The organism is Citricoccus zhacaiensis (assembly GCF_014645315.1).
Classification (GTDB): domain Bacteria; phylum Actinomycetota; class Actinomycetes; order Actinomycetales; family Micrococcaceae; genus Citricoccus; species Citricoccus zhacaiensis.
Genome location: NZ_BMLQ01000001.1, coordinates 667,261 through 691,227, shown reverse-complemented (window position 1 = coordinate 691,227; position 23,967 = coordinate 667,261). Strand labels below are relative to the sequence as shown.

The following is a 23,967-nucleotide window of genomic DNA, read 5'->3' as shown; positions in this document are numbered from 1 at the left end:
GGAAGCGGGCGGAGTCGCGGGAGGACACCGGGCCCCTCGTTGCTGATCCAGTGACCCCGTCTCCAGCCACGTGCAGTCCTCGGCGTTCTCGACGTCCACGGGGGAGAGGTCGATCCCCGCCCGCCACACGACCTTCGGCAGGGCCCGCGGAGGGGCGGCCCCCGGGCCGAGGCGGCAGTCGATGACCACCTCGGACGGTCCGTCGGCGGGGTCGAGGCGTGTGCCGTCGCTGTACCGGTAGGAGTAGTGGTCCGGCAGGAGGCAGAGCCCGGCGGAGGAGCCCACCTCGATCAGGGCCACGGGCTGCGGCAGTTCGGCCAGGAACGGCAGCAGCACCGCACAGCGGGCGGCCTCGTTCGTCTGGGTGGACCGCGCCAGGACCGTCTCCCGGATGGTGCCCCAGCGCTCCACCAGGGTGGCGCGGAACGAAGCGTACGTCCCGGCGGCGCCGTGGAGCCGGGCCGCAGCGAACACGAGGTTGGGCTGGCGCTTCGGGCGGGGCAGTCCTGCCACCAGGTCGAGCACCTCCGGGTCCTCGGCGACGTTCCCGGCCCAGTCCTCATAGACCGCGGAGCTGCCGTGCGCCTCGATCCGGGCGAAACGACCGTAGACCTCTGACGGGGGAAGTTCCCCGCGGTGGATGGCGGTGTCCATGCGGCCATCCTGCCGCATCAATCCAAGAAAGTACTTTCCATCTCGGAAAGTATATGCAAGGCTGGTGATCCAGCTACCGCATCGACGACACCCTGGAGTGCGCCATGACCATCACTGCCTCATCCTCATCCTCATCGCCTTCCGCCTCGACCGCAGGCGCGGCGGCGGCAACCGCGGCCCATCGAGGCCGTTATGCCCGCATCATCCTCGCCGTCTCCATGGTGGCGGTTGCCCTGATCGGCATCACGATGGTCACCATCGGGCTGGTGACCGGGCAACCCGGATTGACCGTCGTTGCGGCGGCGTCGATGGCCGCGGCCGGAGCCGCCCTGGCCACGTCCTATGCCACCCTGCGCAGGGCTGCCCGATGACGGAGTCGAGTTCAGAACATGGCGTCGAGGCTGCTCCACCGGGGAGGCCGCTGACTCCGGCCGAGCAGCTCGCCCTGCTCGAAGGATCCCACGCCAAGCTGGCGGCCGTCCGAACACGGGCCCACCGACGCCTGGCCTGGTTCGCCACGGTGCTGGGCCTCCTGATCGGTGCCGCCCACGTGGTCCCCTCGGTCTTCCGGCCCGATGAATCATTGCCGGCGTTCCTGACCGCCATGGGCGTCTACGTGGTCGCCGTCCTGGTCGTCACGGTCTGGTACCTGCGCACGCGGACGGCCACCACACTCGGTGGCGGGCGCCGTTACCTGCTCGGCCTGGCGATCACGATGGTCCTGTATGCCGGAGCCCTGACCCTGCTGGGGCGGGAGACGTGGCCGGTGGCACTGGTGGTCGGACTGGTCATCGCCGCTCCGCTGGTGATCGCCGGGTGGTGGCGGCGAGCATGAGCACCCATCCGCGCCTCGGCCTCAACGACCACTTCACGAACCCCGTCCGGCTCTCGCTGATGGCGGCCCTCGCCGGTGTGGACGAGATCGACTTCAAGAGCCTGAGGGAGGCCCTGGACATCAGCGACTCCGCCCTGTCCAAGCACTCCGGATCGCTGGAGCAGGCGGGCTACGTCACCATCCGCAAGGGTTTCGTCGGCAAGCGCCCCCGAACCTGGCTGTCCATCTCGGCGGACGGCAAGGCGGCCTTCACCGCTCACGTGGCCTCGCTGCGGGAGCTGACCGCAGGACTCTGACGCCGAACAGCCCCGGGCTGCCCGATCGTCACGGCAGCGGCCACGTGTGCACGGGATTCCCACCGCGCATGTGCTTGCCATACTCCGCCACCATGCTCGCCAGTGCCTGGCTGCGCGCCTGGCCGGATTCCTCGTACCGGCCCAGGGCCCGCGTCATCCAGGTGGCCCCGTTCTGGCCGGTCCGGGTGCGGCCGGTGAGCACCGCGAGGTAGTGATCCGCCACGTCGTCCTCCACCTCGAGCAGCTCGAGTCCGTGACGGGCGGCCGGCAGCAGGTGCCGGTCCAGCAGCTCCGTGACGGGGACGTCCCCGTAGCCGGGCCAGTACACCGAGGCGTTCAGTCCGTGCCGGGCGCACTCGTAGAAGTTAGTCCTCGCCACGGCGAAGGACATCCGCTGCCACGGGTTCTCCTCCGTGGACACCAGGTACTTGACCAGGCCGAAGAAGAAGGCGGCGTTGGCGACCATGTCCGCGACCGTGGGGCCGGCCGGGAGCAACCGGTTCTCCACGCGGAGGTTCGCTGGAAGCGCCGGCGAGGTGCCGGCGTCGTCCGTCTTCTCGTCCTTGCCGGGATCATAGATGGGCCGGTTCCAGCGGTAGACCGTGCCATTGTGCAGCAGCAGTTCATCCAGTCTCGGGGCCCCGGCCACCGTGGTGCCCGGCTCTCCGGACATCTCCGGCAGCAGCGCCGGGAAGAACGCGATGTTCTCCTCGAACAGATCCTCGATGCCTTCGATCCAGCGTTCGCCGAACCAGACACGGGGCCGCACCCCCTGCCGGGCCAGCTCCGGCCCCCGGGTGTCCGCGGCCTGCTGGAACACGGGGATGCGGGACTCGGCCCACAGCAGGCTGCCCAGGAACAGCGGGGAATTCGCGGCCAGGGCCACCTGTGGTCCAGCGATCGCCTGCGCCGCGTTCCACACCGGACCGAACTGCTCGCGGGACACCTCGAGGTGCAGTTGCATGGAGGTGCAGGTGGACTCCGGCGCGATGTCCCGGGCGTAGTAGGACAGGTGCTCGGGCCCATCGATGTCGATGAGGATGTCCTCGCCGCGGGCCTCCAGGATCGCCGCGTTCAGGGCCGAGTAGCGGTTGCCCTCGCTGATCCAACCCTCACCGGCCAGGTCCTCCCCGTCCAGGGTGGGGAGGATTCCGATCGCATACAGGTGCGCCCCGGCGCGGATGGCCCGCTCGTCCGCCCGGTTCAGTTCTGCCTTCAGGGACTCCTCGAGATCGCGCAGTCCGCGCTCGCGAATGGTCAGGGACGGGTGGTTGAGCTCGATGTTGTACCGGCCCAGTTCCGTCTGGAACGCCGGATCGTCGATCGCGTCCAAGACCTCGCGATTCAGGGGCGCCGGCTGGGACGACTCGTCCACCAGGTTCAGTTCCAGCTCCAGCCCGATCCGCCCCGCGCCGGAGAAGTCGCTGCCGGCGAGGTAGTCCTTCAACTCCTGCAGTGAATCTTCCAGCCGCTCGCGGTATCGCGTCCGCTCGGAACGGGAATAGGTGCTTGATTCGACCTCGGTGCCCATGGGGTGAAGCGTAAGGCACCGGAACCCTTGGGAAACACCCGCTGCGGGCATATGCTCACGTCACAGTGACCTACTTCACAGGTGCGAGGCGAGTCCTCCGTCCGGGACGCAGGTCACGGTGGACACGGATCATCGGCCCTGGCCGCAGCACCGTGGTACGGAACCTGACCGGAGGTACGCGACTGATGAGGCAATCCCGACCGAGTGGCAGGCACACCCGCCGGCTGGCGAGCGCCGCAGTGGTGGCCACGGCAGCCCTGGTGCTGTCGGGCTGCGGGCCCGCGGAGGATACCCCGGTCCTCACCTGGTACACCAACCCGGACGACGGCGGCCAGGCCACCATCGCGCAGCAGTGCACCGAGGCTGCCGACGGGGCCTACCGGATCGAGACGTCCATCCTCCCCAACGATGCCGCCTCCCAGCGCGAGCAGCTCACCCGGCGGCTGGCCGCCGGGGACACCTCGATGGACATCATGTCCCTGGACCCGCCCTTCATCCCCGAGCTGGCCGAGCCCGGATTCCTCGCGCCGGTCCCCGAGGACGTGGCCTCCTCGACGACCGAGGACACCCTCGAGGGGGCGCTGGCCGGTGCGACCTGGAAGGACAATCTCGTCACCGTTCCGTTCTGGGCCAACACCCAGCTGCTCTGGTACCGCGAATCCGTGGCCGAGGAGGCCGGGCTGAACATGGACGAACCGGTCACCTGGGATCAGCTGATCGAGGTCGCCCGGGACCAGGAGAAGGAGCTCGGAGTCCAGGGGGCCCGGGCCGAGTCCATGACCGTGTGGCTCAACGCGCTGGTCGAGTCCGCCGGCGGGCACATCCTCGAGAACCCGGAGGCCTCAGCCGCGGACGTCCAGACAGGACTCGACACGGAGGCCGGCCGGCAGGCGGCGCAGATCATCTCGACCATCGGTCAGGAGGACCTCGGCGGGCCCGGCCTGGCCACCCAGCAGGAGAACGAGGCCATGCTGCTCTTCCAGGGGGACAACGGCTCCTTCATGGTGAATTGGCCGTTCGTCTGGCCCGCCACCAACGCTGCCGTGGAGGAGGGCGCGCTGCCGGAGGAGCTGCCGGAGGACATCGGCTGGACCCTGTACCCCCGGGTGGTGGAGGGCCAGGAACCGGCCCCGCCGCTGGGCGGCATCAACCTGGGAGTGGGGGCTGAATCCGAGCACCCGGAGCTGGCCTGGCAGGCGATCGAGTGCATCGTCACCCCGGAACACCAGACCGAGTACTTCATCACCAACGGCAACCCGCCCTCCAGCGCGAGCGCGTTCGACGACCCCGCCGTGGAGGAGGCGTTCCCCATGGCTCCGACCATCCGTGAATCGCTGTCCCTGGCGGCGCCCCGCCCGCAGACGCCCTATTACAACGAGGTCTCCACGGCCATCCAGCAGCGGTTCACCCCGCCACGGGCCGTCGACCCCGAATCCACCCCGGCCGAGACCGGCCAGTTCATCATGGAAGTCCTGCGAGGGGAGTCCCTGCTGTGAGTGCCGTTCCCACGAATGTCCCCGCGGTCGACCCGGTGGATCCGGCGGATCCCCACCGAGGCTCCGCGCCGCCGGGCGGTTCCCGCGGCCGTCGCAAGGCGCCGACCTCCGAACGCGCGAAGGCCGAGGCCCGCCTGGGCTGGTGGCTCGCCGGGCCCGCCTTTGTCATCATGGTGGCCGTCATCTTCTATCCCGTGGCGCAGGCCGTCTGGGACTCGCTGTTCAGCTATCGCCTGACGGCCCCGGCAGACCGGGAGTTCATCGGCCTGAGGAACTACGCGACGATCCTCACGGACGGAGTGTTCTGGAGCGCTCTGGGGGTCACGGCCCTGATCACCGTGGTCACGGTCTTCGTGGAGCTCATCCTCGGATTCATCCTCGCAATGATCATGCACAAGGCCATCAAGTCCACCCGCGGGCTGGTCCGGACGGTGATCCTGGTGCCCTACGGCATCATCACCGTGGTCTCGGCCTACTCCTGGTACTACATGTTCAGCATCGATTCCGGGTACGTGAACAACTGGCTCAGCTGGCTGCCCGGGTTCAGCGACGAGCTCAACTGGTTCGCGCAGGGCGGCACGTCGCTCGTGGTGATCATGTTCTCGGAGATCTGGAAGACCACGCCCTTCATCTCCCTGCTCCTCCTGGCCGGGCTGGCGCAGGTCCCGGACGACCTCTCCGAGGCCGCCGCCGTGGACGGTGCCAACTGGTGGCAGCGGCTGAGCCGGGTGGTGCTGCCGAACATGAAGGCGGCCATCATGGTGGCCGTGCTGTTCCGGGCCCTGGACGCGTTCCGGGTGTTCGACTCGATCTTCATCATGACCAACGGCGCGTACGGCACCGAGGTGCTCTCCCTGCTGGCCTATCGCACCTCGATCGGCCGCCTCGAGATCGGGCTCGGCTCGGCCATCTCCGTGGTGCTGTTCCTGTGCGTGGCCCTGATCGCCTTCGTCGCCATCAAGGTCTTCAATGTTGATCTGGCCGGATCCAAGGGAGGCCGCAAATGAGCGTCGAAGCAACCCGAGTCCCGGCTGGCCGCGCCGCCCGCGAGCCGGACCCGACCGCGGAGGAGCTGGAGGGTCAGAAGACGGCCCGCCGTGCCAAGCGGAACACGACCATCGGCTGGTGGGTGCTCACCGTGATCGTGGCCGTGTGGTGCCTGTTCCCCGTGGCCTCCATCCTGGCCACGAGCTTCAAGGTCCCCGGGGACCTGTCCAACGGACAGTTCCTGCCGACCACACCCTCCACGGTGAACTACGAGGAAATCCTGGTGGGCGACTCCCGCCAACTGTTCCTCACCGCCCTGTGGAACTCGATCGGCATCTCCGTGATCGCCACGGCCATTGCCGTGGTGCTGGCGACCCTGTGCGCCTACGCGATCGCCCGCTTGGACTTCCCGGGCAAGAAGGTGGTGCTGACCGTCTCCCTGATGGTCTCCATGTTCCCGGTGATCTCCCTGGTCACGCCGCTGTTCAACATGTGGCGGACGCTCGGCCTGTATGACACCTGGCCCGGTTTGATCATCCCGTACCTGTCCCTGACGCTGCCGATCTCCATCTGGACGCTCACCGCGTTCTTCCAGCAGATCCCGTGGGAGCTCGAACAGGCCGCCCAGGTGGACGGCGCCACCCCGCTGCAGGCGTTCCGCAAGGCGATCGTCCCGCTGGCCCTGCCCGGGGTCTTCACCACCGCCATCATCGCCTTCTTCATCGCCTGGAACGACTTCGTGTACGGCATCTCGCTGACGTCCACCGAGGCGGCCAGACCCGTGCCGGCCGCCCTGGCGTTCTTCACCGGCGCCTCCCAGTTCGAATCGCCCACCGGCGCCATCTCCGCGGCGGCGATCATCGTCACCATCCCGGTGGTGCTGCTGGTCATGCTCTTCCAGAAGCAGATCGTCGCCGGCCTGACCTCAGGCGCGGTGAAGGGCTGAGCCGCGAACACAGGCACGCAAAGCACACCAAGCACGTAAGACCAGCAGAGAAAGGGAGCGTCGATGGCCTCCATCACCCTGAACAACATCGTCAAGAAGTACGACGACGGCTTCCCGGCCGTGAACAATGTGTCCCTGGACATCGCCGACGGTGAGTTCGTCATCCTGGTGGGCCCGTCGGGTTGTGGCAAGTCCACCCTGTTGCGGATGATCGTGGGGCTGGAGGACATCACGTCCGGGGAGCTGCAGATCGACGGGACGCGGATGAACGAGGCCGCGCCGAAGGACCGGAACCTGGCCATGGTGTTCCAGAACTACGCCCTCTACCCGCACCTGACGGTGTACGAGAACATTGCCTTCCCGCTGCGTCTGGCCAAATCAAAGTCCGGTGACTCCACCGGGGGAGCGAACGGCGGATCCAACGGGGGATCCCGCGGAAGAAGCCTCGGCGGGGCCGGCGGCGGATCGGTGGACGACCGGGTGCGCAAGGCGGCCGAGATGCTCGAACTGACCGAGCATCTGGAGCGCAAGCCCGCGAACCTCTCCGGCGGTCAGCGGCAACGTGTGGCGATGGGGCGGGCGATCGTCCGCCAGGCGGATGCGTTCCTGTTCGACGAGCCGCTCTCCAACCTGGACGCCAAGCTGCGGGGGCAGATGCGCTCCGAGATCGCCCAGCTGCAGCGCCGGCTCGGCGTCACCAGTGTGTACGTCACACACGACCAGACCGAGGCGATGACCCTGGGGGACCGGGTGGCGGTGCTGAAGAAGGGTGAACTCCAGCAGGTGGCCAGCCCCCGCGAACTCTACGAGCAGCCCGTGAACCTGTTCGTGGCCGGCTTCATCGGCTCCCCGTCCATGAACTTCCTGCCCGCCACTCTCAAGGCGAGCGCCGAGGGCACTGGGGGCGCCGGCGGAGCAGGGGGATCGGGTGGCGCCGTCCTCTCCTCGCCGATCGGTGACATCCCCATCTCCGCGGAGAAGGCCGCCGTGGCGAAGGGCCATGAACTGCTCATGATCGGTCTGCGGCCGGAGTTCTTCGAGGACGCGCAACTCGTGGACGAGGCCAAGAAGGGCAAGGGCGCGGTCTTCACGGCGGAACTGTCCCACCTGGAATGGCTGGGGCACGAGCAGTACGGCTACATCGAGTTCGAACCGGACGAGAAGGTCCGGCGCCTGCTGGCCGACCTCGCCGCGGAGATGGACGCGGACGAGCTGCGCCCGCAGGTGGTCACCACCCTGTCCGCGGAGTCACGGGTGCGCCCCGGTCAGCCTACGGACCTCTGGGTGGACACGTCCCGCATCCACATCTTCGACCCGGAAACCGGGGAGAACCTGACCCGGGACGCGGAGGCTGGCGCCGAACTGACACGGATGGCCGCCGAAGAGCGCGAGCGCGAGATCGAGGTGGCCGCCGCCAAGGACGGCTAGCAGGGACTACTCGGAGGTGGCTGACCGGTGCGCCGCGGCCAAGCGCACGTAGGTGGCCGAGTTCCTGCCGAGGGAGGCGAGCTCCTCCTCGGTGAGTTCGCGGCGGACCTTGGCAGGGACGCCGGCCACGAGGGACCGCGGCGGGACCACGGTGCCCTCGAGGACCAGGGCGCCGGCGGCCACGAGGGACTGGGCCCCGATCACGGCCCCGTTCATCACCGTGGCGGACATGCCGATCAGGCAGCCGTCCTCCACGGTGGCGCCGTGGACCACGGCGGCGTGGCCCACCGAGATGTCGTGGCCCAGGGTGCAAGGGAAGCCCGCGTCCGCGTGGAGGACCACGTTGTCCTGCAGGTTCGTGCGCTCGCCGACCCGGATGGGTGCGCTGTCCCCGCGCGCCGAGACGCCATAGAAGGCAGAGGACTCGGCGGCGAGGGCCACGTCACCGGACAGGGTGGCAGTGGGGGCGAGGAAGCAGGACTCGTGGGCGACCGGCGTCGAACCGGAAACGGTGATCAGGTGTGCCATGGCAACAGCGTACGTGCCATGGCTCCCCTGATCACCGTCAGTCGAAGACGACGGTGCGTTTGCCGTCGAGGAGGACCCGGTGCTCTGCGTGCCACTTGACGGCGCGGGAGAGGGTGGATCCTTCGACCTCGCGGCCGCGGATGACGAATTCGCGGGCGGACTGGGCGTGGGTGACGCGTTGGACCTGCTGTTCGATGATCGGGCCCTCGTCGAGGTCGGCGGTCACGTAGTGGGCGGTGGCCCCGATGAGCTTGACGCCGCGGTCGTGGGCCTGGTGGTAGGGGCGGGCGCCCTTGAAGGAGGGCAGGAAGGAATGGTGGATGTTGATGGCCTTGCCCTCGAGCTTGCGGCAGAGGTCGTCCGAGAGGATCTGCATGTAGCGGGCCAGGACCACGAGCTCGATGTCGTATTCGGCGACCAGGTCCAGGAGCTTGGCCTCGGCCTCGGCCTTGTTGGAGTTGCCTTCGGCGTCCTTGGCCACGGGGATGTGGATGAAGGGAATGCCATAGAAGAAGGCCATGGGCTGGAGTTCGAGGTGGTTGGAGACGATGACCGGGATCTCGACGGAGAGGGTGCCGGCACGTTGCTGGAAGAGCAGGTCGTTGAGGGTGCGGCCGTCCTTGGAACACATCACCAGGGTGCGGGTCTTGCGGGAGGCTTCCCACAGGCCGAGGTCCATGGCGAACTCCTCGCGGACCGGTTCCAGGGCTGCCTCGACCGCCTCGCGGCTCTCGGGGGTGGTGAACTCCACGCGCATGAAGAAGGTGCCGGTGTCCGGGGAGTCGAACTGCTTGGAGTCGGTGATGTCACCCTGGACCGAGAGGAGGGCGCCGGAGACGGCATGCACGATGCCGCGGCTGTTCTTGCAGGACAGGGACAACACCATGGGGTGGCCCGTGATCTCGGCCGAACCGGCCAGGGTGGCGTGGGACGCGGTGGCAGGGGTAGATGCGTTCATGGGGAAAGCATACCTATCTCCATAGTGATTTGGGTCACCGGGCATGAAATTGTTGTCGGGGAAGCACGGTTCCTCACGAGGCTTCTGGATGGTGCTTCTGGGTGGCTTGGGGGCCCAGGCCTCGGCCCTCAGGCCACCCTATGGCACAGTGGGCGGCACACCGTCAGCTACAGCAAAGGACAGGTCATGGACAGCCAGCAGATCCTGTGGTTGGTCATCGGCGTGGTGGTGGCCCTCATCATCATCGCCGTGGCCATCGTGTGGGCGAAGCGGAGTCGGGAACGGCGACGGGAGGCGGCCCACCGGGCGGCCGAAGACCTCCGCGGTGATGCAGCTCGGCAGCAGGGCCGCACTCTCGCCGAGGAGAAACGGGCCTCCGCCGTCCGCCAGGATGCCGATGCTGCGGAGGACGAGGCCCAGCAATTGCGGGCTGAGGCCGAAGAGCGCGAGCGCAACGCGGGATCCTCACGCAGTGCATTGGATGCCCAGATGCGGGAGGCGGACCGGCTGGACCCGGAGGTGCGGACTGATCGGGAGGGTCGGCGGATCGACGGTGCCGAACCAGTCGGCGAGTCCGGGTCCGGGAAGCACGCCGCAGACGCTCCCCTCGACGGCGACGCGCAAGGGCCCCGCTCCTGAAGCAGGAGCGGGGCCCAAGGGCTGGTGGACCTTAGCTGTCGCTGTCGACGCCCATGCCCGGGACGGTCGTGCCGTCCAGATTGGCGCGCACGGCGTCCTCGATCCGCTGGCCGATGGTGGCGTCCACGTTCTTCCAGTACTGGAAGGCGTTGGACAGCACCGGCTCCTGTACACCGTCCAGGGCGCCGGAGACGGTCTGCACGAACTGGTCGCGCTGGGCGTCCGAGAACACCTCGCGCAGCAGGGTGCCGGGCTGGCCGAAGTCGTCGTCCTCGGCGTGCAGGTTGTAGGAGCTGCGGACCAGTTCGCCATCGGCCTCCCAGCCGTTGTCCACCGGACCGGTCTCGTCCGACCAGGAGTCACCGAACGAGTTCGGGGCGTACACGGAGCGGGCACCGGAGTGCTCGTACCACATGTTGCCCTCGAAGTTGTAGGTGTGCACCGGGTTGATCGGCTTGTTGACCGGCAGCTGCTGGAAGTTGGTGCCGATGCGGTAGCGCTGGGCGTCCGCGTAGGCGAAGTTGCGGCCCAGCAGCATCTTGTCCGGGGAGTTGCCGGTGCCCGGGACCATGTTGGCCGGCGAGAAGGCGGACTGCTCGATCTCGCCGAAGAAGTTCTCCGGGTTGCGGTTCAAGGTCATGGTGCCGACCTTGATGCGCGGGTAGTCCTTCTTCGGCCAGACCTTGGTCAGGTCGAAGGGGTTGAAGCGGTAGGTCTTGGCGTCCTCGTAGGGCATGATCTGCACGTACAGGTCCCAGGACGGGAACTCGCCGCGCTTGACGGCCTCGAACAGGTCCTGGCGGTGGATGTCTGCGTTCGCGCCGGCCAGCCGCTCGGCCTCCTCGTTGCTCAGGTTCTCCACGCCCTGCTTGGACTCGAAGGCCCACTTGGTCCAGAAGCGCTCGCCCTGGGCGTTGACGAAGGAGTAGGTGTGCGAGGAGTAGCCGTTCATATGGCGCCACGTCTTGGGCAGGCCGCGCTCGCCCATGAGGTAGGTGACCTGGTGGGCGGACTCGGGGTTCTGGGTCCAGAAGTCCCACTGCATGGTGCCGTCACGCAGGCCGGAGTCCGGCATGCGCTTCTGGGAGCGGATGAAGTGCGGGAACTTCATCGGGTCGCGCACGAAGAAGACCGGCGTGTTGTTGCCGACCATGTCGAAGTTGCCCTCTTCGGTGTAGAACTTCAGGGCGAAGCCGCGCACGTCACGCCAGGTGTCCGGGGACCCGAGCTCGCCGGCCACGGTGGAGAAGCGGGCCAGCAGCTCGGTCTTCTTGCCCGGCTGGAGGAAATCGGCCTTGGTGTACTGGGAGATGTCCTCGGTGACTTCGAAGGTGCCGAAGGCGCCGGCGCCCTTGGCGTGCGGACGGCGCTCGGGGACGTTCATCCGGTTGAAGTGCTGCAGGGTCTCCACCAGGTGGTGGTCGTGCAGGACGATGGGGCCGTTGGCGCCCACGGTCAGCGAGTTGCGGTCGCTGACGGCGGGGATGCCGGCCTGAGTGGTGGAACCGGTGCCGTGCGGGGTCGTTTCCGTCATCAGTACTCCTTCAAGGGGTGGTGTCGGGGTGGGTGGATGGGATACCGGTCAGCCCTGGCGGGCTTCCCGGGGATTGGTGGGGATCTCGAGGTTCCCGGTGGGCCGCGCGGGTTGCGCCGGCTGGGCGGATGCGCAGTCCGCGCACAGGCCCTGATAGACGACGTCGGCGATCCGGATGGTCATGCCGTGCGTCTCGGAGGGCTGCAGGCAGGGGGCATGGCCGACGGCGCAGGCGACGTCCTCGATTCGCCCGCACTCGGTGCAGACGGCGTGATGGTGATTGTCCGCCACGCGGGTCTCGTACCGTGCCGGCGAGTTGGCCAGGTCCAGCTGGCGGAGCAGGCCGGCGCCGGTCAGGGAGTGCAGCACGGTGTAGATGGACTGCACCGTGATCTCCGGCAGGCTCTGGCGCACATGGTCCAAGACCGTGTCCGCCGTGGCGTGTGGGGAGGTGTGCAGGGCGTCCAGGACCGCGAGCCGCTGCTTGGTGACCCGCAGCCCCGCCGACCGCATGCGGGCGGCCCAGGCCAGGGGGGCGGCTCCGGTGACGGCTCGCCCTTCCCGGTCAGGGGTCTCGGCGGGGGTGCTCTGGGTCATGGCTCCAGTATTGCATATTCTGAGTTACTCATAATTACTTCACGGCCCTGACTGCCTCCACAGCGGCCCGTCGCCCCGCCCGGGTGGCGCCGATCGTCGAGGCGGAGGCGCCGTAGCCCACTAGGAAGAGTCCGGGGCTCTTCACCACGGACACCCCGTCCGCCGCCATCACCACCCCGCCGCCGCGCTCGCGGATGTGCACGGGGGACAAGTGGTCCAGGGAGGCGCGGAACCCGGTCGCCCAGAGGATGATGTCCACCGGGGTCTCCCAGGTGGTCAGTGGGTCCTCGGTCGTCAGGGTGGTGCAGGCGCGGCCCGGCAGGGCGGGCACGTGACGCAGCCCGCCGGCTGCTGCGCCGCCGGAGGCGAGCAGTCGATCGGCGACGGGCCCCTGGGAGGGGGCCGGGCCGCCGTCGGGCCCCGGGCCGTCCAGGACCACCCCGGTGGGGGTGATCCGGCGCAGCGGGCCCCGGCTGATGAGCACCCCGGAGGCGAGGCCGGCGAGGTACTGGTCCGTGACGGGCAGGCCCGTGGCGGCCACCACGGACAGCGGCGGCAGGCCCATGGTGGTGCGGGCCGAGACGGAGGTCTCCACGTTCACGCCCCAGGAAGAGTCGAAGAAGCGGTCCGTCCAGTCCGGTGCGCGGCGGGTGCTCCACACGGTGTGGGCCCCGGCCGCGTCCAATTGGAGGAGGAACTGCAGGGCGGAGGTGCCGCCTCCGACCACGAGGACCCGTTGTCCCGTGAAGTCCTCGGCCGCGGTGAATCCCCGGGTGTGCAGCTGACGGCCGGTGAACTCGGCGATCCCCGGATAGTAGGGGATGTACGGGCTGTCCCAGGTGCCGGTCGCGTTGATGACCGTGCGGGCCCGCCAGGTGCGCCCGTCCGAGGCGGTGACGGTGAAGGTGCCGTGTTCACTCGGAGCCGCGTTGGGAGCCGCCTTCGGGGTGGATTCCGGGATCGGGGTGTCCTGCTCCACGTGGTGCACCACCGACTCGACCTTGGCGGGGCGGAGCACCGGCAGGCCGAGGTCTTGCTCGTAGGTGCCGTAGTAGCGGGACACCACCCGGCTGGCCGGCTCGGCCGGGTCCGGGGTCCCCAGCGGCAGGCCGGGCAGGTCGTGGATCCCGTGCGCGGCGTCGAAGGTCAGGGAGTCCCAGCGGTGGCGCCAGGCCCCGCCAGGACCGTCGTTGGCATCGAGGACCACGAAGTCCACCCAGGGCTCCAGGCCCTTGCGCAGGAGTTGACCGGCGGCGCTCAGCCCCGCCTGCCCGGCCCCGATCACGACGACGGCCAGCAGCTCGGGCGCGGAGGAACTCTGAGAGGTGCTCACCTCCAATGCAGCGCCACGGCAGCTGTGCGTATTCCGATGGAGTGTCCCGCCACGGTGCCGACACGTGCAGATGCCCGCGCTACGATGGGGACGCAGGCCGCGACTGGCGAAGGTGGACCACCACCGGGAAGCGGCGAACACGGACACCGGCGGTCGTCAGACGCGGCCGGACCGTGCAGGCCTCCGGACCGCCCGCCTGGGTCCGGCGGCGGCCAACGAACGTGACTACGCCAGCAGGAGCCCTCCGTGACAGAGCCGAACACCGCGCCCTCCCAGTCCGCCACCACTACCACCACCATCGGTGCCGGGCTGAACACCCAGCCCTTGGCCGAGGTCGATCCTGAGATCGCCGCCGTCCTGGGCCAGGAACTCGGCCGCCAGCGGGACACTCTGGAGATGATCGCCTCCGAGAACTTCGTCCCGCGGGCGATCCTCGAGACCCAGGGGTCGGTCCTGACCAACAAGTACGCCGAGGGCTACCCCGGCCGCCGCTACTACGGTGGTTGTGAGTACGTGGACGTGGCGGAGAACCTGGCGATCGATCGGGCCAAGTCCCTGTTCGGCGCGGAGCACGTCAACGTCCAGCCGCATGCCGGCGCGCAGGCCAACGTGGCCCTGATGACCGCCCTGATGCAGCCCGGTGACACCCTCATGGGCCTGTCCCTGGCGCACGGCGGTCACCTGACCCACGGCATGAAGCTCAACTTCTCCGGCAAGACCTATGACATCGCCGCCTACGAGGTGGATCCGGACACCTACCGGATCGACATGGACAAGGTGCGCGAGAAGGCGCTGGAAGCCAAGCCGACCATGATCGTGGCCGGCTGGTCCGCCTACCCCCGCCAGCTCGACTTCGAGGCCTTCCGCTCCATCGCCGATGAGGTCGGAGCCAAGCTCTGGGTGGACATGGCCCACTTCGCCGGCCTGGTGGCCGCAGGGCTGCACCCGAACCCGGTGCCGCACGCCGACGTCGTGACCTCCACCGCGCACAAGACGCTGGCCGGTCCGCGCTCGGGGTTCATCCTCTCCAAGGAGGAGTACAAGAAGAAGATCGACTCCGCCGTCTTCCCGGGCCAGCAGGGCGGGCCGTTGATGCACGCGATCGCCGGCAAGGCCGTGGCCTTCAAGATCGCGGCCTCCGAAGAGTTCGCCGAGCGCCAGCGCCGCACCATCGAGGGTGCCCAGATCCTCGCCGAGCGCCTGACCGCCGCCGACGTGACCGAGCATGGCGTCTCCATCCTGACCGGGGGCACTGATGTGCACCTGATCCTCGTGGACCTGCGCCACGCCGAACTGGACGGTCGTCAGGCCGAGGATCTGCTGCACGAGGTCGGCATCACCGTGAACCGCAACTCGGTCCCGTTCGATCCGCGCCCGCCGATGACCACCTCCGGGCTGCGCATCGGCACGCCGGCGCTGGCCACCCGCGGCTTCGGCGCCACGGAGTTCACCGAGGTCGCGGACATCATCGCCCAGACCCTCAAGCCGTCCCCGGACGTGCCGGCCCTGCGCGCCCGCGTGCAGAAGCTGGCCGAGGACTTCCCGCTGTACGAGGGCCTCGAAGGCTGGTGATCGCCTCGGCTCCCCAGCCGGAGCCGTAGCACCCCACAGTGAATCGGAGTGGCGCCGTCCTGGTGACAGGCGCCACTCCAATCACTATGGTGATAGGTATTCATTCTGGTCGACCCCCGCAAGGAAGCGTGAACCGCCGTGACCGCACAGAAGCTCGATGGCCGTGCCACTGCCGCCGCCATCAAGAAGGATCTCACCGAACGAGTCGAGGTACTCCGTGGCCAGGGTGTGGTGCCCGGGTTGGGGACCGTCCTGGTGGGGGCGGATCCCGGTTCGCAGTCCTACGTGGCCGGCAAGCACCGTGACTGCGCCGAGGTGGGGATCACCTCCATCCGCCGTGACCTGCCCGATTCCACCACGGAAGAAGAACTCCTCGCGGTGGTGGAGGAGCTGAATGCCAATGACGAGTGCACCGGGTACATCGTGCAGCTTCCGCTGCCGAAGCACATCGACACGGACCGGATCCTGGAGGCCATCGACCCGGACAAGGATGCCGATGGCCTGCACCCGATGAACCTGGGCCGGCTGGTCGCGTCCGTGGGCGGCGAGCTGACATCTCCGCTGCCGTGCACGCCGAAGGGCTGTGTGGAGTTGTTGAAGCACTATGGGATCGAGTTGGCCGGCAAGCTCGTGCTGGTCATCGGCCGTGGCGTGACGATCGGCCGTCCGGCCGGCCTGGTGCTGACCCGCCGGGACGTCAACGCCACCGTGGTCCTGGCCCACACCGGGACGAAGGACCTCCAGGCCGAGCTGGCCCGGGCGGATGTCATCATCGCGGCTGCGGGCGTGGCCCACATGGTCAAGCCCGAGGACGTCAAGGAGGGCGTGATCGTGCTGGACGTGGGCGTCTCCCGCGTGGAGGGTGAGGACGGCAAGGCCAGGATCACCGGGGACGTGGACCCGGCCGTGGCCGAGAAGGCCTCCTGGATGGCGCCCAACCCCGGCGGCGTGGGACCGATGACCCGCGTGGAGCTGCTGGCGAACGTGGTGGAGGCGGCCGAGCGGGCCGTCGCCGCACGGACCTGACCGGAACGGATTTTCTGCTCCGCGGGGCATTTCACCCCGTATGACTCCCTGAAATGTCCGTGTGGTGATGAAAACCCGGCCGTGCCCCGGAAATCCAACGCAGTGACACTGCCGGGATGCTCGAGGCCCGACTACACTCGCCCAGGTGAGACCTGAAAGAAGTGATGCGGATCTCAGTGATCCCGCTGTGTCGGCCGCGACCGCCGTGCCTGCCCCGGACGCGGCGCCTGGACCGCCGGTCATCGAGGCCCGCACCCTGACGAAGCGCTACGGCGCCGTCACGGCCGTGGATGGGATCGACTTCGCCGTGAGGCCGGGGGAGTCCTTCGGACTGCTCGGCCCCAACGGGGCGGGCAAGTCCACCACCATGCGCATGATCGGCGGGGTCTCCCAGCGCACGGACGGCAGCCTGACCATCATGGGGTTGGACCCGGAGCGTCACGGCCCGGAGGTCCGCGCCCACCTCGGGGTGGTCCCGCAGCAGGACAACCTGGACGAGGAGCTCACCGTCCGGGACAACCTCATCGTCTACGGCCGGTACTTTGGCCTGCCCTACTCCTACCTGCGGCCCAAGGCCGCCGAACTGCTGGAGTTCGCCCAGCTCACCGAGAAGGCGGACGTGCGGGTGGACGACCTCTCCGGGGGCATGAAGCGCCGACTGGTGATCGCCCGCGGGCTCGTCAACGAACCGCGGATCCTGCTGCTGGACGAGCCCACCACCGGGCTGGACCCCCAGGCCCGGCACATCCTGTGGGACCGGCTGTTCCGGCTCAAGGAAACCGGCACCACGCTCGTGCTGACCACCCACTACATGGATGAGGCCGAGCAGCTGTGCGACCGGCTGATCGTGGTGGACCACGGCCGCATCATGGCCGAAGGCTCCCCGGCCGCCCTGATCAGGGAGCACTCCAGTCGCGAGGTCCTGGAGGTGCGGTTCGGTGCCGCCCGCAATGCCGAGGTGGCCGCGCAGCTTCAGCGGGAGCTACCCCGCGTGGACCGGATCGAGTCCCTGCCGGACCGGGTGCTGGTCTACGCCCACGACGGCGAGTCCGCGCTGGAGGCGGTGACGGGCCTGGGCCTGGAACCGGTCACCTCGCTCGTGCGCCGGTCCTCGCTGGAGGACGTGTTCCTCACCCTGACCGGGCGGAGCCTCATTGACTGAGTCCCCGCCCGCCCCGCCCGCGCCGCTGGCCCCGCCCGCGCCGCTGGCCCCGCCCGCGCCGCTGGGCCCGGCCGCCTCCGCCGCCAGGGTCCGCCGGTTCGGTGCCTGGTACTACGCCGAGCACTACCTGAAGACCATGCGCAGCTACGGCGGGGTCATCCTCGTCTCCGCCATCGGGGAGCCGCTGGTCTACCTGCTGGCCATGGGCATGGGGCTGGCGAGCCTGATCGGTGGTGACGTCTCCGCCTCCATCGACGTCGGCAGCGCGGGCGGGGACGGCGGCGTCGGATACCTGGCGTTCATCGCCCCGGCCCTGCTGGCCGCCGGCACCCTGATGGCGGCCGCCACGGAGTTCACCTATCCCGTGATGGACGGGTTCAAGTGGCATCGGCTCTACTTCGGACCGCAGGCCAGCCCGATTGCCCCGCACCAGATCGCCGCCGGCCACGTCACCGCCGTGCTGCTGCGGTACCTGGTCCAGTCCACGCTGTTCTTCCTCATCATGCTCGCCTTCGGGGCGGTCTCCAGCCCCTGGGGATGGCTGCAGGTGCTCTCCGCCTGCCTCGGCGGACTGGCGGTGGGGCTGCCGCTCATGGCCTACGCCGCCTCGCTGCGGCGCGACGCCGGCCAATTCTCCCTGGTGCAGCGCTTCGTCATCATGCCGCTGTTCCTGTTCTCCGCCACCTTCTACCCATTGGAGGTCCTTCCGCTCGGCCTGCGATGGATCGGCTGGATCTCCCCGCAGTGGCACGCCGCCCAGCTCGGCCGGATCGCGTCCTACGGGATGGAGAACCCGGGTTGGCTGACCGCCGTGCACGTGGGGTACCTGCTGGTGCTCGCCGCCCTCGGCTGGGTCCTCGTCCGGCGGATCTACACCCGCCGGCTGGGCTGGCTCCCCGGGTCGGCGGACCGGGACGCGGTGGTGCGCCGGGTCAGGGCACCGGCCACGGCACGACGCCGGCCCGCGCCCGCCGCGACCACCGCACCCGGCGCGGTGGGCGCCGGAAGCCGACCGGCCGACGTCGTGCCCTCGGTGCCGGTGCCCCCGGAGCCGGTGCCCCCGGTGCCGCAACCGACCGTGCGGACCGGTCCGGGGGCCGGAATGTACGCGGGGCGCGTGCGGGTGGTGGTGGAGCGCGGACTGCGGGCCCTGAGGACCTCGAACTGGGCGATCTTCGTCTCCGGGTTCGTGGAACCGGTGCTGTACCTGCTGAGCCTGGGGATCGGGCTGGGGGCGCTCGTGGGGGACGTCGAGGGCCCGGCGGGACCGGTGAGCTACGGGGAGTACATCGCCCCGGCGCTGCTGGCGGTATCCGCCATGAACGGTGCCATCTACGACTCCACCTGGAACGTGTTCTTCAAGATGAAGATGTCCAGGCTCTACGAGACCATGCTCAACACCTCGCTGGGGCCGGTGGACATCGCGCTGGGGGAGATCACGCTGGCTCTGATGCGCGGCGGCCTGTACTCGGTGGCGTTCCTGGTGGTGATGTCCGCGCTGGGACTCGTGACCAGCTGGTGGGCCCTGCTGCTGGTGCCCGCGGCCCTGGTGATCGCGTTCGCCTTCGCCGCCGTGGGGATGGCCGTGACCAGCTACATGACGAAGTTCCAGCAGATGGACTGGATCATGGTGGTGCTGATGCCGATGTTCCTGTTCTCCGCCACGTTCTTCCCGCTGTCCGTGTATCCGGAGCACATCCAGTGGCTCATCCAGGCGCTGCCACTGTGGCACGGCGTCGAGCTGCTGCGCCAGCTGGGGGCCGGTGTCTTCACCGTCTGGACGGGCGTGCACGTGCTGTACTTCGCGGTGATGATCTGCGGAGGGCTGGTCTTCACCTCTCACCGGCTCAAGGCGCTGTTCCTGCGCTAGCGGTGCGCCAGTGCCTCAGTCCTCCAGGACCAGGGTGCCGCCGCGGTACCGGCGGATGTAGTCGAGCACTCCTGCGACCAGGGTCACCGCGAGGAGCCCCATGACCACCAGCAGAGCCGTGTCAGCGGCGTCCCCATAGGAGACGGCCACGGCGGCTGCATCGGCGGCCGCACCGCCAGCACCCCCCGTGGCGTCACCGGTGCGGCCCCCGGTGCCGGACGCGGCCAGGGACGCATAGAACGCGCCCGTGACAGCGGCCAGCCCGGTGGCGGTCAACACGCGTTGGGCCGTCTGCGAGACGCCGCCGGCGGCCCCGGCGGCACGGGGCGGGACCTCGTGCATGGTCAGGACCTGGGAGCTGGTCATCAGCAGCGCCTGGGCCGGCCCGAAGGGGAAGAGGCAGAGCGCGAGGGTCCAGAAGGGCCAGTCCCCGAGGGCGATCTGGTGGAACGCGACCATGCCCAGGGCCACCGCGCCCAGGGCCAGCACGGCGCCCGCCACCACGAACTGGGGCCCTCGGCGGTGGACATGGCTGCCGATCCACGGTGAGAGGACCATGACCGCCAGCGCCGTGGGCAGTGAGGTCATCCCAGCGGCCAGGGCCGAGTATCCGAGCCCCTGCTGCGTCACGATGGCCTGGACGGCCCACAGCCCGGGCATGGCCCCCAGCAGGAAGGCCGTGGCCACCGTGCTGTAGCTGAAGGACGGGATGCGGAACAGGGCCGGGTCCACCATGGGCGCGCGTCCGGTGGCCGGGAACCGCGCCTTCATGCGCTGTTCCCACCACCACCAGGCCGCGAGCAGCACCGCGGCCGCGGCCAGGAGGAGCCACGTGCCGGGCAGGATGAACGGGACCATCAGGCAGACGACGGCGGCAGCCAGGAGCACAGCTCCGACCGGGTCCAGGGCTCCCAGGCTGCGCCGGGCCTCCTCGGAACGGACGCGTGCCGGTGGGCGGAGCCAGGCAGCGGCCAGGACGGCGGAGAGCACGCCGAAGGGAACATTGATCAGGAAGGTGGTGCGCCATCCCCACTCGGGTCCGAGGGCGCCGAGGATCACTCCGCCCAGGGTCGGCCCGATGGCCACGCCCAACCCCACCACGGTGCCGAACAGTCCGTAGGCGCGGCCGCGGGCCCGGCCGTGGAAGACGTTCTGGATGATGCCGATGATCTGGGGATTGAGCAGTCCGGACCCCAGGCCCGTCACCACGCGGGACAGGTTGAGCATGAGGGGGTCCACGGCCAGGCCGGAGGCCAGTGATCCCACGGTGAACAGCAGGATGCCGGCAATGAAGATCGGCTTGCGCCCCCAGAGGTCGCCGGCTCGGCCCGCCGCCACGAGGACCACGCCGAAGGACAGGGCGTAGCCGGCCAGGACCCATTGGAGATCGGCGGAGCTGGCATTCAGGCCGCCCTCGATCGCCGGCAGGGCCACGTTGACCACGCTGACGCTCATGAGGGACATGAACAGGGGCACCAGGAGCACCACGAGGATCTTGTTCCCGCCGGAGGGCTGGGCCGGGCGCGGCGCGGGGTGCTGTGCCGTCATGACCGCCCCCGTTGAAGGTGGCGTCCCTGGACCAGCCAGTAGACCGGGACCAGAGCCACCAGGAACCCGGCCAGGACCCAGTACAGGCCGACGGTGCCCCACCACTGGACCAACGCCCCGGCGAGCAGCGGGCCCAGGCCCATGCCGGCGTCGATCCCCAGGAAGTACGTGGAGGCGCCCATACCGGCCCGCTCGCGGGGCACCTGGGTCACGCAGATGACCTGTCCAGCGGACTGCAGCTGACCGTAGCCGAGGCCCACCAGGACCGCCGCGGCCATGAGGGCCACCACGGTGCCGGCCACGGCGATGGTCGCCAACCCGGCCGCGAAGAGCAGGAACGCCGGCAGCATCACGATGTTGGCGCCCTTGCGGTCCATCAGTCGCCCCGTGAAGAGCCTGGAGACCAGGACGGTGACGGCGTAGACCGCGAAGAACAGGCTCGCCACGGTGCCGAAGTCGCGTTCCGAGACCAAGGTGGCCAGGAAGGTCACGATGCCCGCGTAACCCAGCGAGTACAGGGCCCCGATGGCGGCGGTCGGGACCGCGCCGGGCTCCACGTAGCGGGCCCACCACGGTCGGGCGGTCTCGGGAGGAGCGCTGGCTGACTCGGCGGCCTCCTCAGTCACCACCGCGGCGGCACCATCGGCCTCCACCACCGCCGGAACCCCGGGAGCCTCGGGCGCCTGGAGGGCAGGCTCCGACTCCCGGGGGCGCACGTCCATGAACAGGGCGATGACGAGACCGGCCAGGGAGACGGCCGAGGCGATGACGGCCACGGTGCCGAAGCCCGTGCCGCCCAGGGCCAGGCCCACCATCGGTCCGGCGGCCACGCCGATCAGCGTGGAGGACGAGTAGTGGCTGGTGCCCTCGGACATCCGGGTCCCGGGAACCCGGTTCACGGCGGCCGCGGCGATGACGGAGGAGGAGAACCCGAAGGTCAGCCCGTGCACGGCGCGCACGAGCAACAGCGCCCAGACCGCACCGGAGGCCCAGTAGAGCAGGGGAGCCACGATGAAGGCGATGAATCCCACCAGCAACAGGGGGCGGGAGCCGAAGCGCTCGATCAGGGGGCCGGCCAGCAGCCGGGAGATGAGGGTGCCCACGATGAAGACGGACGCCACGGCACCCCCGACGGAGTCGCCCACCGCGAATCGGGCCACCGTGTAGGCCGCCACGGTGGACAGCAGGAAGTGCACGTTGAAGAACATCATGATGTTCGCCAGGCAGGCGAGGACGAAGCCCCGGTTCCAGAGCCCGCCAGGGATGGAGGGCCCGCCCCGAGACGAGGGAGGGCCCCCGTTGGCGAGGCGGCGCGGCGACTGGGACATGAGATCCAGAGTAAGCCGGTGGCGATCAGAAGCCCGCCGGGACACCACGCGCCGTCACATGCGGGATAATCGACCCCATGGATGCAGTGGAGAGTGGAACCGACCGTCAGCCCGGCCGTCCCGGTGCCGCCAAGGGCAGGGGCTGGGGATCGAAGGGCAGTGGCATCACGTTCGCCGTCATGGTGGTCGTGCTGCTCGTGGCGCTGCTCTTCGCCGCCAATCAGAATGACGTGATCGGATGGCTGCTGGTGGTCATCTCCGCCGGCTGGCTCGCGCTGGCCGCCCTGGTGGTCCTCGGCGTGCGCCGCGGTGCGCGATCGGTGGACCGCCGGATGAAGGACCTCTCCGCCTCCCTCGCTCCGCGCGTCGGGGCGGTGGACACCCCGCCCGCCCCCACCTCCGGCCCAGCCCGAGCCTCTGACGGCGGCGCGTCCGACCCGATGCGGGACACCAAGCTGGACCACTCCTTCAAGATCGTCCAGGTGCAGACCCGCGTGGTCACCGAGGAGTTGTCCAAGGGTGCCGAGTCGGACACGGACATGATCGCGCGCGCCCTGGAGACGATCTATATCACCTCCGCCAACGCCCGGGAGATGATCAAGGAGTCCTCCGCGCCTTCGGGCGATGAAGGCAAGCCTGGGACAGCGAAGGCAGCGGGGACCGAGGGGCCGATCACCGGGGAAGTCATCAACTGATCTCCCCCTGACTCGTCCAACGCGTCCTGCCTGCAGCAGAAGCTGCTCTGCCGCAGAAACCCCTGCGGGGCGGATCGGCGATAGGCTGGAACGCGTGACTTCTGCCGATACCGCACCCCAGCCCGACCGTCAGACCGAGAACCAGCCCGCACCCGTGGTCCACGCGAACGCGAACGCCCCCAAGGCGGAGGGCGCCCTGCGACTGGCGACCGTGAACGTCAACGGCATCCGCGCCGCCCACCGCAAGGGCATGGGCGTCTGGTTCGCCGGACGCGGCATCGACATCCTGACCCTGCAGGAGGTCCGCGCGCCGAAGGAGATCGTGGAGAACCTCCTCGAGGAGATCACCGGTCAGGACTGGCACGTGGTGGAGACTGCCGCCGCCGCCAAGGGCCGGGCCGGCGTCGCGATCGCCACCCTGCTGGAACCGCAGGAGGCCCGGGTGGGCATCGGGGACCCGTACTTCGATGACTCCGGTCGGTGGATCGAGACCGACCTGGTGGCTCCGGACGGCAAGATCCTCACCGTGGTCTCCGCCTACGTCCACTCCGGGGTCGTCGACACCCCCAAGCAGGTGGACAAGTACCGGTTCCTTGACGAGATGATCCGGTACCTGCCCGAGCTCAAGGCCACCAAGGACTATGCCGTGGTCACCGGAGACCTCAACGTGGGTCACACCACCCGGGACATCAAGAACTGGAAGGGCAACACCAAGAAGGCCGGCTTCCTGCCGGAGGAGCGTGCCTATTTCGACCGGTTCTTCGGTGAGGAGATCGGCTTCGTGGACGTGCACCGTGAGCTGGCGGGAGACGTGGACGGACCGTACACGTGGTGGTCCCAGCGCGGCCAGGCCTTCGACAATGACACGGGCTGGCGGATCGACTACCAGGCCGCCACCCCGGAGCTGGCCGCCAAGGCCACGGCCGCCGTGGTGGACCGTGCCCCGAGCTACGACACCCGCTTCTCCGACCATGCGCCCCTCGTGGTCGACTACCAGTTCTGAG

The 23,967-nt window shown here is 69.1% G+C and carries 22 protein-coding genes and 1 pseudogene; 14 read left to right on the top strand and 9 right to left on the bottom strand.

Annotated elements, in window-relative coordinates:
* Positions 1–120: 120 nt before the first annotated feature.
* A pseudogene (locus tag IEX49_RS03005) lies at positions 121–654 on the bottom strand (DUF2332 family protein); the annotation flags it as partial.
* 104 nt (positions 655–758) lie between these two features.
* On the opposite strand from IEX49_RS03005, the gene IEX49_RS03000 reads away from it, so the two are divergent.
* From IEX49_RS03000 to IEX49_RS02990, 3 genes are read left to right on the top strand one after another with little or no spacing between them, the layout of a single operon-like run.
* Positions 759–1,025, top strand: a complete 267-nt coding sequence (locus IEX49_RS03000) for a hypothetical protein (protein WP_188803956.1) — start codon at positions 759–761, stop codon at positions 1,023–1,025.
* Entirely contained in the window at positions 1,022–1,489 is a 468-nt protein-coding gene (locus IEX49_RS02995; RefSeq protein WP_188803954.1) for a hypothetical protein, read from the top strand. The genes IEX49_RS03000 and IEX49_RS02995 overlap by 4 nt, the downstream gene beginning before the upstream one ends.
* Positions 1,486–1,785: a winged helix-turn-helix domain-containing protein gene (locus IEX49_RS02990; protein ID WP_188803952.1), complete on the top strand. Its 300-nt coding sequence runs from the start codon at positions 1,486–1,488 to the stop codon at positions 1,783–1,785. The genes IEX49_RS02995 and IEX49_RS02990 overlap by 4 nt, the downstream gene beginning before the upstream one ends.
* 28 nt (positions 1,786–1,813) lie before the next feature.
* Here IEX49_RS02990 and IEX49_RS02985 read toward each other — a convergent pair whose 3' ends face one another.
* Positions 1,814–3,316, bottom strand: a complete 1,503-nt coding sequence (locus tag IEX49_RS02985) for a glutamate-cysteine ligase family protein (protein ID WP_188803950.1) — start codon at positions 3,314–3,316, stop codon at positions 1,814–1,816.
* Positions 3,317–3,501: 185 nt separating this feature from the next.
* On the opposite strand from IEX49_RS02985, the gene IEX49_RS02980 reads away from it, so the two are divergent.
* From IEX49_RS02980 to IEX49_RS02965, 4 genes are all read left to right on the top strand, one after another.
* Positions 3,502–4,812 carry an extracellular solute-binding protein gene (locus IEX49_RS02980; RefSeq protein ID WP_188803948.1) on the top strand — a complete coding sequence of 437 codons (1,311 nt, stop codon included), beginning with the start codon at positions 3,502–3,504 and terminating at the stop codon, positions 4,810–4,812.
* Positions 4,809–5,819 (top strand): carbohydrate ABC transporter permease, encoded by a 1,011-nt coding sequence (locus IEX49_RS02975; protein ID WP_373286661.1) that lies wholly within the window; start codon positions 4,809–4,811, stop codon positions 5,817–5,819. Before IEX49_RS02980 ends, IEX49_RS02975 begins: the two co-directional genes overlap by 4 nt.
* On the top strand, positions 5,816–6,745 hold the full coding sequence (locus IEX49_RS02970; protein ID WP_229672112.1) for a carbohydrate ABC transporter permease: 930 nt from the start codon (positions 5,816–5,818) through the stop codon (positions 6,743–6,745). Before IEX49_RS02975 ends, IEX49_RS02970 begins: the two co-directional genes overlap by 4 nt.
* A gap of 63 nt (positions 6,746–6,808) precedes the next feature.
* Positions 6,809–8,173 (top strand): ABC transporter ATP-binding protein, encoded by a 1,365-nt coding sequence (locus IEX49_RS02965; protein ID WP_188803946.1) that lies wholly within the window; start codon positions 6,809–6,811, stop codon positions 8,171–8,173.
* A 6-nt stretch (positions 8,174–8,179) separates the two neighbouring features.
* On the opposite strand, the gene IEX49_RS02960 is transcribed toward IEX49_RS02965, so the two are convergent.
* Positions 8,180–8,701 carry a gamma carbonic anhydrase family protein gene (locus IEX49_RS02960; protein WP_188803944.1) on the bottom strand — a complete coding sequence of 174 codons (522 nt, stop codon included), beginning with the start codon at positions 8,699–8,701 and terminating at the stop codon, positions 8,180–8,182.
* 37 nt (positions 8,702–8,738) lie between these two features.
* Entirely contained in the window at positions 8,739–9,587 is an 849-nt protein-coding gene (gene purU, locus IEX49_RS02955) for a formyltetrahydrofolate deformylase (RefSeq protein WP_229672178.1), read from the bottom strand.
* Between the two features lie 258 nt (positions 9,588–9,845).
* On the opposite strand from purU, the gene IEX49_RS02950 reads away from it, so the two are divergent.
* Positions 9,846–10,298 carry a hypothetical protein gene (locus IEX49_RS02950; RefSeq protein ID WP_188803940.1) on the top strand — a complete coding sequence of 151 codons (453 nt, stop codon included), beginning with the start codon at positions 9,846–9,848 and terminating at the stop codon, positions 10,296–10,298.
* A gap of 31 nt (positions 10,299–10,329) precedes the next feature.
* On the opposite strand, the gene IEX49_RS02945 is transcribed toward IEX49_RS02950, so the two are convergent.
* Genes IEX49_RS02945 through IEX49_RS02935 form a run of 3 tightly spaced genes read right to left on the bottom strand, consistent with a single transcriptional unit; the run spans position 10,330 to position 13,762 of the window.
* A complete protein-coding gene (locus IEX49_RS02945) occupies positions 10,330–11,832 on the bottom strand; it encodes a catalase (RefSeq protein WP_188803938.1) in 1,503 nt (500 codons plus the stop codon).
* A 48-nt stretch (positions 11,833–11,880) separates the two neighbouring features.
* On the bottom strand, positions 11,881–12,429 hold the full coding sequence (locus IEX49_RS02940; protein ID WP_308421902.1) for a Fur family transcriptional regulator: 549 nt from the start codon (positions 12,427–12,429) through the stop codon (positions 11,881–11,883).
* Between the two features lie 34 nt (positions 12,430–12,463).
* On the bottom strand, positions 12,464–13,762 hold the full coding sequence (locus tag IEX49_RS02935) for a flavin-containing monooxygenase (protein WP_229672111.1): 1,299 nt from the start codon (positions 13,760–13,762) through the stop codon (positions 12,464–12,466).
* Positions 13,763–14,059: 297 nt separating this feature from the next.
* Between IEX49_RS02935 and glyA the strand changes: the two genes are divergently transcribed.
* The 4 genes from glyA (at position 14,060) to IEX49_RS02915 (ending at position 19,392) form a co-directional block, all read left to right on the top strand.
* Positions 14,060–15,334 carry a serine hydroxymethyltransferase gene (gene glyA / locus IEX49_RS02930; RefSeq protein WP_308421906.1) on the top strand — a complete coding sequence of 425 codons (1,275 nt, stop codon included), beginning with the start codon at positions 14,060–14,062 and terminating at the stop codon, positions 15,332–15,334.
* A gap of 138 nt (positions 15,335–15,472) precedes the next feature.
* Positions 15,473–16,360, top strand: coding sequence for a bifunctional methylenetetrahydrofolate dehydrogenase/methenyltetrahydrofolate cyclohydrolase (locus IEX49_RS02925; RefSeq protein ID WP_188803936.1), 888 nt, complete (start codon positions 15,473–15,475; stop codon positions 16,358–16,360).
* Positions 16,361–16,547: 187 nt separating this feature from the next.
* On the top strand, positions 16,548–17,522 hold the full coding sequence (locus tag IEX49_RS02920) for an ABC transporter ATP-binding protein (RefSeq protein ID WP_373286670.1): 975 nt from the start codon (positions 16,548–16,550) through the stop codon (positions 17,520–17,522).
* Positions 17,515–19,392 (top strand): ABC transporter permease, encoded by a 1,878-nt coding sequence (locus IEX49_RS02915; protein ID WP_229672110.1) that lies wholly within the window; start codon positions 17,515–17,517, stop codon positions 19,390–19,392. The genes IEX49_RS02920 and IEX49_RS02915 overlap by 8 nt, the downstream gene beginning before the upstream one ends.
* A gap of 15 nt (positions 19,393–19,407) precedes the next feature.
* Here the strand turns inward: IEX49_RS02915 and IEX49_RS02910 are convergent, their stop codons facing one another.
* Entirely contained in the window at positions 19,408–20,940 is a 1,533-nt protein-coding gene (locus tag IEX49_RS02910; protein WP_188803934.1) for an MFS transporter, read from the bottom strand.
* Positions 20,937–22,268, bottom strand: coding sequence for an MFS transporter (locus IEX49_RS02905; protein WP_188803932.1), 1,332 nt, complete (start codon positions 22,266–22,268; stop codon positions 20,937–20,939). The genes IEX49_RS02910 and IEX49_RS02905 overlap by 4 nt, the downstream gene beginning before the upstream one ends.
* A 77-nt stretch (positions 22,269–22,345) precedes the next feature.
* Here IEX49_RS02905 and IEX49_RS02900 point away from each other — a divergent pair, with 77 nt between their 5' ends.
* Both IEX49_RS02900 and IEX49_RS02895 read left to right on the top strand, forming a co-directional pair.
* Positions 22,346–22,963, top strand: coding sequence for a hypothetical protein (locus tag IEX49_RS02900; protein ID WP_188803930.1), 618 nt, complete (start codon positions 22,346–22,348; stop codon positions 22,961–22,963).
* 154 nt (positions 22,964–23,117) lie between these two features.
* Positions 23,118–23,966 (top strand): exodeoxyribonuclease III, encoded by an 849-nt coding sequence (locus IEX49_RS02895; RefSeq protein WP_229672176.1) that lies wholly within the window; start codon positions 23,118–23,120, stop codon positions 23,964–23,966.
* The last annotated feature ends 1 nt before the right edge of the window (position 23,967 follow it).